The 17,499-nt window shown below is 67.9% G+C and carries 12 protein-coding genes; 10 read left to right on the top strand and 2 right to left on the bottom strand.

Annotated features, from left to right (window positions below; all coding sequences use genetic code 11):
- Positions 1–171: 171 nt before the first annotated feature.
- The 4 genes from ACTAQI_RS19870 to ACTAQI_RS19855 are packed head-to-tail and all read left to right on the top strand — an operon-like array spanning position 172 to position 6,044.
- Positions 172–1,770 carry a PucR family transcriptional regulator gene (locus ACTAQI_RS19870; protein WP_457948167.1) on the top strand — a complete coding sequence of 533 codons (1,599 nt, stop codon included), beginning with the start codon at positions 172–174 and terminating at the stop codon, positions 1,768–1,770.
- The gene (locus ACTAQI_RS19865; protein WP_457948165.1) at positions 1,767–2,726 is read left to right on the top strand and encodes a glutaminase; all 960 of its coding nucleotides are present in this window, start codon (positions 1,767–1,769) and stop codon (positions 2,724–2,726) included. The genes ACTAQI_RS19870 and ACTAQI_RS19865 overlap by 4 nt, the downstream gene beginning before the upstream one ends.
- A 47-nt stretch (positions 2,727–2,773) precedes the next feature.
- Positions 2,774–4,291 carry an amino acid permease gene (locus tag ACTAQI_RS19860; protein ID WP_457948163.1) on the top strand — a complete coding sequence of 506 codons (1,518 nt, stop codon included), beginning with the start codon at positions 2,774–2,776 and terminating at the stop codon, positions 4,289–4,291.
- Between the two features lie 37 nt (positions 4,292–4,328).
- Positions 4,329–6,044: a thiamine pyrophosphate-dependent enzyme gene (locus ACTAQI_RS19855; protein ID WP_457948161.1), complete on the top strand. Its 1,716-nt coding sequence runs from the start codon at positions 4,329–4,331 to the stop codon at positions 6,042–6,044.
- Between the two features lie 59 nt (positions 6,045–6,103).
- Here ACTAQI_RS19855 and ACTAQI_RS19850 read toward each other — a convergent pair whose 3' ends face one another.
- Positions 6,104–6,451 carry a hypothetical protein gene (locus ACTAQI_RS19850; protein ID WP_457948159.1) on the bottom strand — a complete coding sequence of 116 codons (348 nt, stop codon included), beginning with the start codon at positions 6,449–6,451 and terminating at the stop codon, positions 6,104–6,106.
- A 182-nt stretch (positions 6,452–6,633) separates the two neighbouring features.
- On the opposite strand from ACTAQI_RS19850, the gene ACTAQI_RS19845 reads away from it, so the two are divergent.
- The 6 genes from ACTAQI_RS19845 (at position 6,634) to ACTAQI_RS19820 (ending at position 16,813) form a co-directional block, all read left to right on the top strand.
- Positions 6,634–7,266: a hypothetical protein gene (locus ACTAQI_RS19845; protein ID WP_457948157.1), complete on the top strand. Its 633-nt coding sequence runs from the start codon at positions 6,634–6,636 to the stop codon at positions 7,264–7,266.
- Positions 7,267–7,344: 78 nt separating this feature from the next.
- A complete protein-coding gene (locus ACTAQI_RS19840; RefSeq protein WP_457948155.1) occupies positions 7,345–8,121 on the top strand; it encodes a YcnI family copper-binding membrane protein in 777 nt (258 codons plus the stop codon).
- A gap of 101 nt (positions 8,122–8,222) precedes the next feature.
- Positions 8,223–8,879, top strand: a complete 657-nt coding sequence (locus tag ACTAQI_RS19835; protein ID WP_457948153.1) for a DUF4232 domain-containing protein — start codon at positions 8,223–8,225, stop codon at positions 8,877–8,879.
- Between the two features lie 299 nt (positions 8,880–9,178).
- Positions 9,179–10,765 (top strand): FAD-dependent oxidoreductase, encoded by a 1,587-nt coding sequence (locus ACTAQI_RS19830; RefSeq protein ID WP_457948151.1) that lies wholly within the window; start codon positions 9,179–9,181, stop codon positions 10,763–10,765.
- 125 nt (positions 10,766–10,890) lie between these two features.
- Positions 10,891–15,990: an Lhr family ATP-dependent helicase gene (locus ACTAQI_RS19825; RefSeq protein WP_457948149.1), complete on the top strand. Its 5,100-nt coding sequence runs from the start codon at positions 10,891–10,893 to the stop codon at positions 15,988–15,990.
- Positions 15,983–16,813: an Fpg/Nei family DNA glycosylase gene (locus ACTAQI_RS19820; protein WP_457948147.1), complete on the top strand. Its 831-nt coding sequence runs from the start codon at positions 15,983–15,985 to the stop codon at positions 16,811–16,813. Before ACTAQI_RS19825 ends, ACTAQI_RS19820 begins: the two co-directional genes overlap by 8 nt.
- Positions 16,814–16,831: 18 nt before the next feature.
- Here the strand turns inward: ACTAQI_RS19820 and yczE are convergent, their stop codons facing one another.
- Complete coding sequence (gene yczE, locus ACTAQI_RS19815; protein ID WP_457948145.1) at positions 16,832–17,452, bottom strand: membrane protein YczE; 621 nt, start codon at positions 17,450–17,452, stop codon at positions 16,832–16,834.
- Positions 17,453–17,499: the final 47 nt, after the last annotated feature.

Raw genomic sequence — 17,499 nt, 5'->3', positions numbered from 1 at the left:
GCCCGCCTTTCGGCGCTGCTGGCCATTTCCACCTCAAGGGCTTCGCCTCGGACTGGAAACCAAAAACGAACCGCCGAGCTTGGATCAGATTCCATAATTTCGCCTCAGGACGCTGGATAGCATGAGGTGACCGGACAAAGCCGTCCGGTGGGATCGACGCAAAGGACAACCATGCCTGCGGTTACGGTGGATGACATCCTCTCGGACCTTCCCCTTGGCTTCGCCAGCCTCATCCTCCGGGCCGCCCCTTCTGCGCCGGCCATTGAACGGTTCCTGATTGTCGACGCCGACGATGAAGCAGTCGAAGCCTCCGGAGCCTTTGTCCTGCTCATCGGGGTCCGCGGCAGGTCCGCGCTGCCTGCCCTCCGGCGCCTCCTGAAGGACCCGCCCCCGGTGGTCGCCGTGAAGGGCCAGCGGGAAGACCTCGCGGAAGCGGAGGAGCTCCTCCGCGCGGCCGGGTCCGGGCTGCTGCTGGTGGACCCGGCAGCAGACTGGGACCGCCTGCTGTCCATTGCCAAGGACCGGATCCAGCCGCGCAGCTACCAGAGCGAAGTATTGACGCTGCTCGAGGAAGACCTGTTCGCGATCGCCCAGACCACGGCGCGGCTCACGTCCAGCCACGTGCTCATCGAGGATGCGGCCAACAAAGTCCTGGCCTATTCCACGGTCACCAATGACATCGATGAACTCCGGAAAGCCTCCATCCTGGCCCGCCGCGGCCCCCGGAAGTACGAACTGCTGCTCAAGGACCTCGGCGCCTACCGCGAGCTCCACCGCACCCGCCAGCCGGTCCGTGTCCCGGCCAGGCCGCAGGACGGGTTGCGGGAACGGGTGGCCATCGCGCTCTTTGCCGGCGAACGGATCATGGGTTACATCTGGCTCCAGGAGACCGGCGACGGCTTCGGTCCCGATGTCGAATACGTCCTTACGGGGTCCGCGGCCCGCGTTTCCGCCGAATTGATCCGCTACCGCAACCAGCAGTCCGTCCACATGCGCGAGGACCGGATAGTGCGGATCCTGTCAGGTCCCGCCGAGGCCGCCGCCAGCGCGCACAGCGGGAAAATCCCTTCGGAACGTCCCGCCGCACTCATTCTGATCGGCATGTCCGACGCCGACTCACGTGCCGACGACGCCGCGCTCAAGCACGGCGAACTTGCCAACCTCGCCTCCATCCACGCAGCCGCCTACAAGCCCACCGCCGTCGTGGGCCAGTTCAACGGTGACACCGCCATCATCGTCCCTGACCTGCAGTCAAGCACGGCGGAAGCGGGGCTGCGGTCGCTGGCCGAAGCGATCGTCCGGGATGCCGGCAAACACCTCGGCATCAGTCCGTTCGCAGCCGTCGGCCCCCTGGCACCGGACCTGGTGTCCCTTCACACGGTGACCCGGATTACGGAGGCGCTGTTAACCTGCGTGGGCACCGCGGAACCCGGCACGGTTGCCTCGGTAGGCGATTTCGAAGCCGAGATCCTCTACCGCGAGGCGGTACGGAACTTCCACTCATCACCCTTCCGCCACCGCAGCCTGGCAGCGCTCCTCCAGGAGGACGCCGAACTCGCTGAAACCCTCCGCGCGTATTTCGACGCGTCCTTCGACGTGGCCGAGTGCGCCAGGCGGATGAACCTGCACAAGAACACGGTCTATTACCGGGTGGCCAAAGCCACCCGGGTGACCGGTCTCAACTTCGGCAGTCCCAGGGACTCCCTGGTGGCACTGCTCCACCTCCAGGAGTGGGCCTCCACCTCCTACGACACCTCAGGCAGGAAATGACCACAACGCTCGGCGCACCACCCCTGGACATCCTCCTCGAGGACATCGTCCGGCATCACCGGCCGCGGAAGGAAATGGGTGCAGTACCCCGCAACATCCCCTTCCTTGCCAAAGTCCCCTTCAACCGTTTTGGCATCTCCGTCGCCACCACCTCCGGTGACGTCTTTTGCTCCGGCGATGCGGACGTCCCGTTCTCCATCCAGAGCATCTCGAAGGTGTTCACCCTGGCCATGGCGCTGCAGGGCGGCGGTTCCGCCCGCCTGTGGCCGCGGGTGCTGCGCGAACCGTCCGGAACGGCCTTCAACTCCCTGGTCCAGCTCGAAGCCGAACACGGCATCCCGCGCAACCCCTTCATCAACGCCGGCGCCCTGGTGGTCACCGACCACCTGATGGAACAGACGCCCGACGCCGCCGCGCACCTCCTGCGGTTCCTCACCGAACAAGCGGGCAAGCAGGCGGGCAAGCTGGGGCAGGGAGAGTCCGGGCCGTTCATCGATGAGGCGGCGGCTGCCGGTGAACTGGCCGGCAGCAGCCGCAACCTGGCCCTGGCGCACTTCCTGAAGGACTTCGGCAACCTCACCCAGCCTGCGGAATCAGTGGTGGAAAACTATGTCCGCCAGTGTTCCATCATGATGACCTGCACGGAGTTGGCCAAGGCCGGACTGTTCCTTGCCAATGATGGCCAGGGAGCCTCCGGCACGGTGTTGTCGGCAAGCGAGGCCAAGCGGATCGGCTCCATCATGCTGACCTGCGGCATGTACGACGCCGCCGGCGAATTCGCTTACCGCGTGGGCCTGCCCGGCAAGAGCGGGGTGGGCGGCGGGATCCTGGTCATCGTCCCCGGGCAGTGCGCCATCTGTGTGTGGAGCCCGCGCCTGGACGCGAAAGGCAATTCCCTCGCCGGCACCGCAGCCCTCGCCGACCTCTCCGACCGCACCGGCTGGTCAGTTTTCTAGATTTTTCCCACCCCATCAGATCTTCCCCGGATCGAAAGGAAATACCCATGCCCAACAACCCCAATGACGAGGTTGGTTTCGACCACATTATTGATGGTGGTCACGCGCATGCGTCCGAGACCTCCCTGCACGCGGAGGACAAGGGTTACCACAAGAACCTCAAGCCCCGGCAGATCCAGATGATCGCGATCGGCGGCGCGATCGGCACCGGCCTGTTCCTCGGCGCCGGCGGCCGGCTCAACGCGGCCGGCCCGTCCCTGGTCATCGCCTACGCCGTGTGCGGGTTCTTCGCGTTCCTGATCCTGCGCGCCCTGGGCGAACTGGTCCTGCACCGGCCCTCCTCAGGCTCCTTCGTCTCCTACGCCCGCGAATTCTTCGGCGAAAAAGCCGCGTTCGTCTCCGGCTGGTTCTACTGGATCAACTGGGCCACCACCACCATCGTGGACATCACCGCCGCCGCCCTCTACATGCACTTCTTCGGCAACTACATCCCCTGGATGGCCGACGTCCCGCAGTGGGCCTGGGCACTGACCGCCCTCATCGTCGTCCTGGCCCTGAACCTGGTCTCCGTGAAAGTCTTCGGCGAAATGGAATTCTGGTTCGCCCTGATCAAAGTCGCCGCCCTCGTCGCGTTCCTCATCATCGGCACCTACTTCGTCATCTTCGGCACCCCCGTCGACGGCCAACAAGTCGGCCTCAACCTCCTCTCCGATAACGGCGGGATCTTCCCCAACGGCCTGCTGCCCATGATCATCCTCATGCAGGGCGTCCTGTTCGCCTACGCCTCCATCGAACTCGTCGGCACCGCCGCCGGCGAAACCGAAAACCCCGAAAAAATCATGCCCAAAGCCATCAACTCCGTGGTCTTCCGCATCGCCGTGTTCTACGTCGGCTCCGTCATCCTCCTGGCCCTGCTGCTGCCCTTCACCTCCTACCAAAAAGGCGTCAGCCCCTTCGTGACGTTCTTCGGCTCCATCGGCGTCCAGGGCGTGGACGTCATCATGAACCTCGTGGTCCTCACCGCCGCCCTGTCCTCCCTGAACGCCGGGCTCTACTCCACCGGCCGGATCCTGCGCTCCATGTCCGTCAACGGCTCAGCACCGAAGTTCGCCTCCCGCATGAACAAAGCAGGCGTCCCCTACGGCGGCATCGCCATCACCGCCACCGTCTCCCTCCTCGGCGTCCCCCTGAACTACCTCGTCCCCGCCGAAGCCTTCGAAATCGTCCTCAACATCGCCTCCGTAGGCATCATCATGACCTGGGCCACCATCGTCCTGTGCCAAATCCAACTCAAACGCTGGGCCGACAAAGGCTGGGTCGAACGCCCCTCCTTCCGCATGTTCGGCGCCCCCTACACCGGCTACCTCTCCCTCCTCTTCCTCATCGGCGTCCTCATCATGGTCTTCATCGACTCACCCCTGACCATGCTCGTCACCGCCATCGCCTCCATCCTCATGGTCATCGGCTGGTACGCCTGCCGCCAACGCATCCGCGACATCGCCGAAACCCGCGACGGCTACACCGGGAAGGCACCCGTCATCGCCAACCGCACTCCCATCTCCTGACCCCGCACTTCCGCAACCTCCGAGCTAAAGAAAGAACATGACACCAGAGCCGCAGTCCACCCTGACCTCCTCCCCTACCCGGCCCGCCGCCGTCGTCCATCACCGGGACAGCGCGGTGCGCGCCCTGAAATCCGCGGGGCATGTGATCGTTGATTCGCTGGTGGCGCACGGCGTGGAACGCACCTATGTGGTTCCCGGCGAGAGCTTCCTGGACGTGCTGGACGGCCTGCACAACTCGACGATCGAAACCATCGTCTGCCGCCATGAAGGCGGCGCCGCCTACATGGCCGAAGCCGACGGGAAACTGAACCAGCGGCCCGGCGTCGCGATGGTGACCCGTGGCCCGGGTGCCGCCAACGCCCATGTGGGCCTGCACACGGCCTGGCAGGACTCCACCCCGATGCTGCTCTTCGTGGGCCTGATCCCGTTTGCCCACCGGGACCGTGAAGCGTTCCAGGAATTCGACATCAAGTCCTGGTTCGATACGGGCGCCAAGCGGGTGATGGTCCTCGACCACGCGGAGCGGGCGTCCGAGATCGTGGCGGAAGCCATGTTTGCTGCCATGAGCGGGCGGCCCGGGCCCGTGGTGGTGGGCCTGCCCGAGGACGTCATCCGGCATCAAATCAGCCCCGCACTGCACCCTGCGATCCCCGTTGCTGCAGGCGGCATGGCCAGCACGGATACGGCGGCCCTGGAAGCGGCGCTGGCTGAATCCAGCAAGCCCCTCTTTGTCACCGGCGGCAACGACTGGACCCAGGAGGCCGCGGACCAGCTCACCGAGTGGCTGGAGCGGCACCACATCCCGGCCGCGGCGGAATGGCGGACGCAGGGGACGGTGCCCTTCGATTCGCCCTCCTATGTGGGCCCCATCGGCTACGGCCGTCCACGCCCCACCTATGACCTGCTGGAGGAAACCGACCTCCTGGTCTTCGTGGGAACGGTGCCGGGGGACGTCATTACGGACGGCTTCGTCTGCCGGCAGGACTGGGCCAAGAAGAATTTCCTGGTCACCGTGGACCCGTCGCTGCGCGGAAGGTCCGGCCCGGTGTCCCGGCAGATTTTGGCCAAGCCGGAAGCGTTCGTGCGCGGCCTGGCTGACATCAGCCTGCCGGTGAAGGAAAAGTGGAAGGCCTGGACGGGCCGGATGCGCGCAGAGCAGGACCGCTTTGCGGCGCTGCCCCCCGCTGCCCCGGCGGAAGGACAGGCGCGGATGGACACCTTGATGGCCAATCTCGTCCCCCGGCTTCCCAAGGACGCGCTGGTGACGTTCGGTGCAGGGGAACACACCAACTGGGCGCACCGGTATTTCCCCACCCGCCGCTACGCGTCCATGCTCAGCGCGCGGAACGGCTCCATGGGCTACTCCGTCCCCTCGGCCATCGCCGCGTCCCTGGCTGAACCGCGACGGCGCGTGGTCACCATCGCAGGGGACGGCGAGTTCCTCATGAACGGGCAGGAGCTCGCAACGGCTGCCCAGTACGGCGCCACCCCATTGGTGGTTGTCATGGACAACCAGGAGTACGGCACCATCCGTACGCACCAGGAGCGGCACTACCCCCAGCGCGTGTCCGGCACCCAGCTAAAGAACCCCGACTTTGCGCTGATGGCCAAGGCCTTTGGCGGGTTCGGAGTCACGGTGACGGAGGACCGGGATGTCCCGGCCGCGCTGGATGCCGCCCTGGCAGCGATCGACCAGGACGGCGTGTTCGCCCTCATCCACCTCGTGGTGGAGCAGCGGGTCAAGGCGTACTAGGTGGAAAAGTGGGAAGGCCGGCACTTTCGTACCGGCCTTCCCACTTGCTGTGACACCAGTTAGAGCCGGTCTGTCCGCTCCTCGCCGCCCTTGTGGCTTGCCCCGCGGAGGTTCTCCTGGACTTTGCCGAACAGGTCCTTGATGGTGGATTCCGCGTTGGAAATGACGTCCACCGGCACGTACACCTCATGGGTGACCGGAAGGTCGTATTCATCCTTCAGATGGGTCCCGTTTCCCACTCCCGTCAGGGACAGGTAGACCATGGCCTCAGTCCGTGCGATGCCGGCGAGCTTCCCGAAAACGACGGTGAACTCGTTCGGCTGGAAACTGATTGTCTGCCCGATGTGGCTGCGGCCCAGTTCACCGGCCTGAACGGCCTTCTCCGACTGGCTTCCGGTGTAGTCCATGAACTTCTCCTTCGATCGCCAACACGTACGCAGGCAGTCTAACCCTGCCCCTCCGCGCCGTCACAGGGCCGGGCGCACCGGTATTGCCGATAGAATTTGGAAGGCCGGAGCCTCCGCTCCGGACCAGCAAGCGGACCCGGCCCTGCAACCTGCGGTGCCGGCTGACAGCAGGAGGAGCAGCCGTGCGTGGTTCCCTCCCGCGGGCGCCCTTCCACCTCCTCCGCGCATCGGCCCTTGCCACCGGCACCTTGGCCCTCGCCGCCGGCGCCCACGTAGCTGCTGGGGGCCAACTGCCGGCGCCCGTCATCCTCCTCGCGGTACTGGCGCTGACCGCCCTGACCAGCACGGTTGCCACCCGGCTCCGGCTCTCCCTCGCCGCCATGTCAGCGCTTCTGGGCGGCGGCCAGCTGGCCCTGCACGAGCTCCTCACTGCTTTCTCCACCCCCCTTCCAAGCAACGCAGCCGGGGCAGCGCCGGCCCACCTGCACAGCGACAGCCTGCTCGCGTTGCACGGTCTTGCCCCCCTCGCAGAACACCTGAGCCCGGCGGATCCGGGGCTGGCGCCCCTGATGCTGGGAGCGCACGCGGCGGCGACGCTGGCCTGCGCACTGCTTCTCGCCAAAGGCGAAACTGCCCTGTGGGCACTCGCCGGCTGGCTCCGGCCTTTCGCCGGCCTTCCCCGCCCCGTGGCACCACTGCCTGCCGTCCGCCTGGACGGACTGTTCAGGCACGCCCCCTCGCGCCGCTCCCCCTGGCGCAACCTCCGCCAAGACAGCCGGCGCGGCCCGCCTTCCGCCGTCGTGCTCCCCCTTTAAAGCCCGGCACCGGCCTTTTCGGCGCCGGGGACCAGACTTTGCACCCCTCCTTGAGAGGCGTGCGCCAGAAAGGCACCCATGACAACCCCATTCCTTCGCCGTACCCTGACCACCTCCGCAGCCGCCGCGGGCTCAGCCGCCCTGCTGCTCGCCGCGGCGGGCGGCGCCTCCGCACACGTCGGCGTGACGCCGGACAAGACCGACGCCGGCTCCTACGCACTGCTGACGTTCGGAATCCCGCACGGCTGCGATACATCCCCCACCACCAAGGTGGCCATCACGCTGCCGCAGGAATTGAACGACGCCCAGCCCACCGTCAACCCCAACTGGACCGCGGAGAAGGTGACCGAACAGTTCGCCGAACCCCGCAAGCTCCCTGACGGTACGGCCATCACCAAGCGGACCAGCCAGATTGTGTACACCGCCAAGGCGCCGCTGAGCCCCGAACTCCGCGACACCCTGGTCCTGTCCGTGCACCTGCCGGACACTGCCGGCACAACCCTGCACTTCCCCACGCTGCAGACCTGCGAAAGCGGCCAGACCGACTGGTCCCAGATCGCCGCCGACGGCCAGGACCCGCATGACCTGAAGGCGCCCGCTCCCTCAATCACCCTCACTGCCTCGGCCGGCGGAGACGGGCACAGCGGAGACGGACACGGGGCCGCCGGCGCGGCACACGCCACCGAGCAGGCGGCGGCCGTGACCGACAGCGGTGCCGAGGCACGGAGCTGGACCGGGCTGGCTGCCGGAGTGGGCGGGCTGGTCCTGGGCGGGGCTGCCCTCTTCCGGAGCAGGGGCGGACGCCGCACGCCGGCGGCCCGCACGGCCAGCCAGGCACCAACCGGCACCAAGTAAGGACGCATTTGATGCCCGGATCATCACGATCCGGGCATCAAATTGCCACTACTGCAGGTTGCATCGTTGACGCGGGCAACGGCTACCGCGAAGGTGGTGCCATGAGGTCTCAGATAATTTCCCAGGGGTTTGCCATGACGACGGCGGCCGCAGCGGCAGCGCTGCTGCTCACCTCGTGTGGTCCAGGCCAGCCGCAGTCCCAGACGACGACGTCGCCCGCCACCGGGCAGGCGAGCCAGTCCCCCACGGCGACGGCGTCCACGCCGCCTCCGGCGTCTTCAGCGCCCGCCACGTCGACACCGGCCTCGCCCGCCCCGGGCACCACAGCCGCCGGTGAGCCCGGCTTGTGCAAGGCAGCCGGGCTCACCGCCGCAACCGATGCCTCCGGTGGCGGGGCGGCCGGCAGTGTCTACATGAAGCTCAACCTCACCAACAAGGGCTCCGACCCCTGCATCCTCAGGGGATTCCCCGGCGTCTCCCTGGTGGCGGACGCTGCCGGCGCCCCCATCGGAGCTCCGGCAACGCGGGACGATTCCGCCGGCGTCATGGACGTCCTCCTGGCCCCCGGCCAGACCGGCACCGCCGTCCTCCGCTACACGCAGGCCCGTAACTACCAGGGCTGCACGGCCGTGGACGCCGCCGGCTACCGGGTCTACCCGCCGGAGGACACTGACTCGCTGTTCATCCCGCAGCCCACCACGGCCTGCAGCAACGCAGAAATCACACTGCTCAGCATCGGAGCATTCCAGCCCGCCTGACCGTCCGGGAAGGACCTTGGAATGACGGAAGGCGGCCCGGCTAACAAGCCGGGCCGCCTTCCATTCTGTTGGGCCGCCGTCGGACGTTTCTGTTTCGCCGCCGGCCCTTTTGGTTGTTACCGCGGTGCCGGGTGGTGCGGCCGGCGCCCGCGGTAGCAAAGAGCAGTGGGACGATGTCGTGATTAAACCCCAATATCCTAAGTACACTTAGCAAATACGCCGCGGATAGCAGGGGTGCATAACAGACCCATCACAAAACGCCTTGTGAGGGCCTTGGACCGAAGGCAGGTTGGACTGGCATGACGTCGATTTGGCTGGACCGCAGCGATCCCTTCACGTCTGATCCATTCGAACCGGACTCCAGGTATGACACCGTGGTGGCGGGCGCAGGTCTCACCGGGTTGGTGACCGCCCTGCTGCTGGCCCGGTCCGGGCAACGCGTGCTGGTGCTGGAGGCCCGTTACCCGGGGGCTGTGACCACCGGCAACACCACCGCCAAGGTAACCCTGCTGCAAGGAACGTTCCTGTCCCAGCTCGCCCGCCAATATTCGCAGAAACAGGTTCAGGCCTACGTGGACGCAAACCGGGAGGGCCAGGCATGGCTGCTGCGCTACCTGGAAGAACAAAATGTGCCGTTCCAGCGACGCAACGCCTACACCTACGCTGCGTCCGCCCGGGGCACGGAGAAGCTGCGGGAAGAAATCAGCGCCGCCGGCACTGCCGGGCTGGACGTGGACTACGTGCGCGACGCCGGTTTGCCGTTTCCCGTCCACGGCGCCGTCCGCCTGCGCGACCAAGCCCAGATCAACCCCATGGATGTCCTGGACGCACTGGTGGCGGATATCCGCAGCCGGGGCGGACGGATCGCCAGCGGCGTGCGGCTTCGCGACGTGACCGGGGATCCTCCCTCTGCCGTCCGGACTGACCGGGGCAGTGTCAGGGCGGACAAAGTGGTCCTGGCCACCGGGATCCCGGTCCTGGACCGCGGCCTGTATTTCGCCAAGCTGAAACCAAGCCGTTCCTACGCGGCCGCACTCGAACTGCAGGATGACCAGGCTCCCCCGCCGGGTATGTACATTTCCGTCGAACAGCCCACCCACTCCCTCCGCGACTACCAAGTGGACGGCAGGAACCTGCTGCTCGTGGGCGGCCACGGGCACCACGTGGGCCGGACGGACTCCGAGAAGGCGCACCTCACCGGCCTGCTCGACTGGGCCGGCCGGCATTACCCCGGCGCTGTCACCACGCACACGTGGTCCGCGCAGGATTACATGCCCACCAACCTCATGCCGTTTTTCGGCAAACTCCCCCGGGGCAAGGGCCAGATCTACTTCGGCACCGGCTACAACAAATGGGGAATGACCAACGCCGTCGCCGCAGCACTGGGCATAACGGCAGACATCCTTGGCGGGCAGGTGCCCTGGGCTGACACCATCCACCACCGCGTCACCTCACCGGCCGGTGCGTTTTCCGCCGTCGCACTGAACGCCGGTGTGGCGGCCAAGCTGGCCTCGGACTGGGGAAAGGTGACCACTGAAGGCCGCAGGTTTGCTGGCTTGAAGCGGGGCACGGACCGGTCTGCCGTGACTGCTTCCGAGGCGACCGTCCCCACAACACCTGTTCCTGCGGGCTCCGCCGCTGCCGCCGCCCCGGCTGAGGGCCAGGGCACGGTCTACCGCGACGGCAACCGGCCGGTGGCAGTGTCCACGGTCGGCGGAAGCACGTGCAGGTTGTCGGCAGTCTGCACCCACTTGGGCGGCGTCCTGCACTGGAACGACAACGAACAGACGTGGGACTGTCCCCTGCACGGCTCGCGCTTCACGAATGAGGGCAAGCTGCTCGAGGGCCCTGCCACCAAGGACCTGCCGGGGGCTGAAACTGCGTGAGCGGGGCTGCATTAGGGGAACATCAGTAGGCGGCGTTTTTGGCTGGATCCGGCGGGGTTCTGCTGGCGGCGGAGCCTGGGGCGGTTGCGGCGTTGAGTGTCGGTGCCTTGGGGCATGATGGAGGCATGAAGCAGGAACAGCGTCCTGCCGGCGGCGGCGCCTCCGGCACGGCTGCCCCCATGGGCCAGTTCAGCCGGCCCACCCGGGACTGGTTCCTGGGCGCATTTTCGGAGCCAACTCCGGCGCAGGCCGGGGCCTGGAACGCCATCTCCTCCGGTTCGCACGCGCTGGTGGTGGCCCCTACGGGCTCCGGAAAGACACTTGCCGCCTTCCTCTGGGCGCTGGACCGGCTCCTGGCCGCGGCGTCCGAATCCCCAGACCCTGCCGCGGCGGAGGCGCCCGCGAAAGGCAAACGCGCACGGGCACCCAAGCGTAAAACCCGTGTTCTCTACATTTCGCCCCTGAAGGCTTTGGGCGTGGACGTTGAACGGAACCTGCGCTCCCCCTTGATCGGCATCACCCAGACGGCAAAGCGGCTGGGACTCCCGGCCCCGCTGATCACGGTGGGGGTCCGGTCCGGGGACACTCCCGCCGCGGAGCGCCGCACGCTTCTGAGCAACCCGCCGGACATCCTTATCACCACCCCCGAGTCGCTGTTCCTCATGCTGACCTCGAAGGCCCGGGAGACCCTGGCCGAGGTGGACACCATCATCATCGACGAGGTCCATGCCGTGGCCGGGACCAAGCGCGGGGCGCACCTGGCGGTATCCCTCGAGCGGCTCGACGCGCTGTTGCCCAAACCCGCACAGCGCATCGGGCTTTCCGCCACGGTGGAACCCCGGGAACTCGTGGCACAGTTCCTTGCCGGGTCGGCCCCCGTGGAGATCGTCGCGCCACCGGCCAGGAAGAACTGGGACCTGACGGTCTCCGTGCCGGTGGAGGATATGTCGGACCTGCAGGGCGCGGCCGGGGCGTTCGATTCCGGCCCCGCATCCGGGCTGCAGCCGCAGGCTTCCATTTGGCCGCATGTGGAGGAGAAGATCGTCGACCTGGTGCTGGCCAACCAGTCCACCATCGTCTTCGCCAACTCCCGCCGCCTTGCCGAGCGCCTCACCGCACGGCTCAACGAAATCTACGCCGAACGCCAACTGATTGCGGTGGGCGGCGGCTGGGACGAGCCCGGCCCGGAAGGGCAGGCGGGTGCACCCGGCACGGCAGGGGGACCGCCGTCCGGACTTCCCGCCTCGACTGCCACGCCCGCGCACATGATGGCGCAGGCCGGCAGCTCCGCGGGGGCTGACCCGGTGCTGGCCCGGGCCCACCACGGCTCCGTGTCCAAGGACCAGCGTGCGCTCATTGAGGACGACCTCAAGTCCGGACGGCTGCGGTGCGTGGTGGCCACGTCATCCCTGGAACTGGGCATCGACATGGGCGCTGTGGACCTGGTGGTGCAGGTGGAGTCGCCGCCGTCAGTCGCCAGCGGCCTGCAGCGGGTGGGCCGGGCCGGGCACCAGGTGGGCGAGATTTCCCAGGGCGTCCTGTTCCCCAAGCACCGGGCAGACCTGGTCCACACCGCCATCACCGTGGAGCGGATGCTGGGCGGCAGGATCGAGCGGCTCAGCATTCCGGCCAACCCGTTGGACATCCTGGCCCAGCAGACCGTGGCCGCCACGGCCCTAGGCAGCATCGATGTGGAGGAATGGTTCAGCACCGTCCGGCGCTCCGCACCTTTCGCGTCCCTCCCCCGGTCAGCGTTCGAAGCCACCCTCGACCTGCTGGCGGGGCGGTACCCGTCGGACGAATTCGCCGAGCTCCGGCCAAGGATCATCTGGGACCGCAATGCCGGCACCATCGAAGGCCGGCCCGGAGCCCAGCGCCTGGCCGTCACGTCCGGCGGTACCATCCCGGACCGCGGCCTGTTCGGCGTCTACATCATCGGCACCGAACAGGAAGGTTCGGCCTCCCCCTCGGAGGACGGCAAACCGGCGCGGGCACCCAAGGGCGGCCGCCGCGTGGGCGAGCTCGACGAAGAGATGGTCTACGAATCCCGGGTGGGCGACGTCTTTGCCCTTGGTGCCACCAGCTGGAAGATCGAGGACATCACGCACGACCGCGTCCTGGTCTCCCCGGCGTTCGGGCAGCCGGGCAAGCTGCCGTTCTGGAAGGGCGATTCCCTGGGCCGGCCGGTGGACCTGGGCCGCGCCCTGGGCGCGTTTGTCCGCGAGCTGTCCGCGTCCGACGTCGGCCCTGCCACCGAGCGCTGCAAGGCCAGCGGCCTGGACGACTTCGCCGCCAACAACCTCATCCAGTACCTCAGCGAGCAAAAGCAGGCCACCGAAGTGGTCCCCAGCGACACCACCCTGGTGGTGGAGCGGTTCCACGATGAATTGGGCGACTGGCGCGTTATCCTGCACAGTCCGTTCGGCATGCCGGTGCACGCGCCGTGGGCCCTGGCTGTGGGGCAGCGGCTCCACCAGCGCTACGGGCTGGACGGCTCCGCCATGGCGGCCGACGACGGGATTGTGCTGCGGGTGCCCATGATGGAGGACGAGCCGCCCGGTGCCGAGTTGTTCCTCTTCGATCCTGAGGAACTGGAACAGATTGTCACAGCCGAGGTGGGCGGCAGCGCCCTGTTCGCGTCCCGGTTCCGGGAGTGCGCGGCCCGTGCGCTCCTGCTCCCCCGGCAGACCCCCGGCAAACGCCAGCCCCTGTGGCAGCAGCGCCAGCGGTCGGCCCAGTTGCTGGACGTGGCCAGGAAATACCCCACGTTCCCCATCGTGCTGGAGACGGTGCGCGAATGCCTGCAGGACGTCTACGATCTGCCCGCATTGAAAGACATTGCCGCGTCCGTGGAGCGGCGGGAACTGCGGATTGTGCAGACCACCACGCAGCAGCCCTCGCCGTTCGCCAAGTCCCTTCTCTTTGGCTACGTGGCCCAGTTCCTCTACGAGGGCGATTCCCCGCTCGCGGAACGGCGCGCCGCTGCGCTGGCACTGGACTCCACCCTCCTCAACGAGCTGCTGGGCCGGGTGGAGCTGCGCGAACTCCTGGACGCCAAGGTCATCGACGCCACCGAACGCGAGCTGCAGCGCCTGGCTCCGGACCGTCGGGCACGCGGGATGGAAGGCGTGGCGGACCTGCTGCGGCTGCTGGGACCGCTCGCGCCCGAGGAAACGGCGGCGCGGCTTCAGGGTGCCGCTGTGGTTGGGCAGGTTACCGCTGGAGTCGAGGAGGCCGCGCCCGTGGAAGCCGGGCCTGTCGAGGCAACTCCTGTGGAACCCGCGCCCGGGGAAACCGCCGCAACCGTCGCGGAAGCGGCAGCACACCTGGCCGCCCTCCAGCGTGCCAACCGCGCCATCAAAGTCAACGTCGGCGGCGTGGAACGCTTCGCGGCCGTGGAGGATGCAGCGCGCCTCCGCGACGCAATCGGTGTGCCGCTGCCCATGGGGGTTCCGCTGGCTTTCATCGAGCCGGTTGCCGATCCCCTGGGCGATCTCGTCTCCCGGTATGCCCGCACCCATGGCCCCTTCACTGCAGCGGAGGCGGCGGCCCGGCTGGGCCTTGGCGTGGCAGTGGTGGGCACCGCCCTGAAACGCCTGGCGGCGGACGGCCGGGTGGTGGAGGGCGAGTTCCGGCCCCACGCCGCCCCGCCCGGGGCCACACAACCGGGCTCCACCCAGGAGGACGGCGCGGCCGGGGAGTCGGGGCTTGTTGCCGAGGCGAAGCCAACGGGTGGGGTGCCGGGACCTGCCGGCGGCTCCCCCGCCGACATTGCGCACGCCATCACCAGCGAATGGTGCGACGCCGAAGTGCTGCGCAAGCTCCGCCGTCGTTCACTGGCGGCCCTGCGCGCGGAAGTGGAGCCGGTGGACGCCGCCGCCTACGGACGCTTCCTGCCCGCATGGCAGCATGTCAGGACCCCGGGCGGCGGCCGTGGCCAGCCCTCGCTGCGGGGGCTGGATGGCATCATCACCGCCATCGACCAGCTCTCCGGGGTTCCCGTTCCCGCGTCAGCATGGGAACCCCTGGTGCTGGCCACGCGGGTGTCCAACTACCAGCCGGCCATGCTTGATGAACTTATGGCTGCCGGGGAAGTCCTGTGGTCCGGGGCCGGGGCGCTGCCCGGGAACGACGGCTGGATCAGCCTTCACCTGGCGGACTCGGTGGAACTGACGCTGAACCCGTCGCCCGAGTTTGAACCCGGGGACGCCGGCCAACGGCTCCTGGACCACCTGCGGAACAACGGCGGCGGGTATTTCTTCCGGCAGCTGACTGAGGTGGCCGGGGGCATGGACGCCGTCCTCAGCGACCAGGAGGTGGTGGCTGCGCTCTGGGATCTTGCTTGGGCCGGCAGGATCACCGGGGACACGTTCGCCCCTGTCCGGTCACTGATTGCCGGGGGCCACACCGCCCACCGGCAGGTGGCCCGGGCACCGCGCGCACGCGCCCCGCGGCTGAGCCGGCTGGGCCGTTCCCACGGAACCGGCCTGATGGGATCTCCGGGGCTGTCGGGTGGCCGGTATGGATCGCAGGGTGCCACCACCCCGCCAACGGCCGCGGGCAGGTGGTCTGCGCTGCCCGAGCCAGAACTCGATGCCACCATCCACGCCCGCGCCACCGCGGAACTGCTGCTGGACCGCTACGGCGTGGTCACCCGTGGCTCCGTCATGGCTGAGCAGATCCTGGGCGGCTTCGGGCTCATGTACAAGGTGCTTGCCCGGCTGGAGGAGGCCGGCCGCTGCCGCCGCGGCTACTTCATCGAACACCTCGGTGCTGCCCAGTTCGCAGTTCCCGCCACCGTGGACCGGCTCCGCTCCTACTCGGAGGACACCCAGCTGGCCAAGGCGGACCCCGTGGCCCTGGCCCTCGCCGCCACCGACCCTGCCAACCCCTACGGCGCAGCCCTCCCCTGGCCGGCACTGCGGGATGACGCCGGCACGGGCCACCGTCCCGGCCGGAAGGCGGGTGCGCTGGTTGTCCTGGTGGACGGCGCGCTGGTCCTCTACGTGGAGCGCGGCGGGAAAACCCTGCTGGCTTTCAGCGGGGACGACGCCGTCCTGGCGGCGGCAGGTGCGGCGCTGGTGGGCGTGGTGACCCGCGGAGCGGTGGACAAGCTGATCATGGAAAAGGTGAACGGGCACGGAATCCTGGATACTCCGATCGCTGTTGCCCTCAGCGCCGCCGGCGCCTATTCGACACCGAAGGGGCTGAGGATCCGTGCCTGAGGGCGATTCCGTCTGGCGGGCGGCTCACCAGCTGCATGAGGCCCTGGCGGGACAGACACTGATTGCCTCGGACTTCCGTGTGCCCCGGTTCGCCACGCTGAATCTGGCCGGCTGGACCGTCGACGAGGTGATCCCCAGGGGCAAGCATCTGCTGATGCGGGTGGTCAGCCCGGAGGACAACAGACTGACCATCCACTCGCACCTGAAGATGGAAGGTGCCTGGCAGGTCTATCCGCCCGGCGGGAGGTGGCGCAAGCCGGGTTTCACCGCCCGCTGCGTTTTGCGCACCGCCGTAGCCGACGCCGTCGGCTTCTCCCTTGGAATCGTGGAAGTCGTGGCCACCGCCAACGAGGACTCAATCGTTGGATTCCTCGGCCCGGACCTCCTGGGCCCGGACTGGGACCTGGACGAAGCCGAACGCCGCATCCGGTCGCGCCCCGAGGTTCCCATCGGCGTAGCGCTGCTGGACCAGCGGAACCTCGCGGGAATTGGAAACATCTACCGCTGCGAGGCGTGCTTCCTTTCCGGAGTGCATCCTGCCACTCCCGTCTCCGACGTCGCGGACGTGCGGACCATGATGACCGACGCCAAGCAGCTCCTGGAGGTCAACCTGGGCCCGGGGCGCCGGGTCACCGTCCTCAATGCCCGCGGCATGCCGGTCGGCCGGATGTCAGGCCGCCCCGGCTACTGGGTGTATGGAGGAGAGCGGCGGCCATGCCTGAAATGCGGCACGCCCATCCAGCGCGGGCTTCTGGGCAAGCCGAACGGCGACGAGGAACGGGATATCTACTTTTGCCCGAAGTGCCAGCCCGCGCCGGCCTGACGGGCGGCCTGGGTGACCTTAGCAGTTCGCGGCGCTGGGTTCCCTGGCGGTTTTGGGCTCCCTGGTTACGACCATGAAGCGCGGCAGCAATATGTGCACCAAGGGACCGATCGCCAAGGCGTAGACCACCGTGCCCACCCCCACGGATCCGCCGAGCAGCCAGCCGGCGGCCAGCACCGTCACCTCAATGAGCGTGCGGGACAACCTAACGGACCAGCCGGTGCGCCGGGCCAGCCCGGTCATCAGGCCGTCGCGGGCTCCTGGCCCGAACCCGGCGCCGATGTAGCAGGCCGAGGCAACGGCGTTCACCAACACGGCCCCCGCCAGGAGTCCGATCTGGCCGGCCAGGTGGGTCACCGGCGGGATCACTGCCAACCCGATGTCCGCGAACACGCCCACCAGGATGGCGTTGCAGAGTGTTCCGAAGCCGGGCATCTGGCGCAGGGGGATCCACAGCAGCAGCACCAGGAAGCTCACGGCGATCACCACCACGCCTATGCTCAATCCGCTCCGGTTGGCCAGGCCCTGGTGGAACACGTCCCACGGGTCCAGGCCCAGCCCGGCACGGATGAACATGGCCAGGGAGATGCCGTACATGGCGAGGCCGGTGAAGAGCTGGACAAGTCTGCGGGTCATCATGAAACCATGCTCGCAGCAAACTGGCATTCAATTACATATCCAGTCTG

Source organism: Pseudarthrobacter sp. alpha12b (assembly GCF_054130495.1).
Note: the sequence above shows the minus strand (reverse complement) of the source record. Positions and strands in the feature narration are given on the sequence as shown.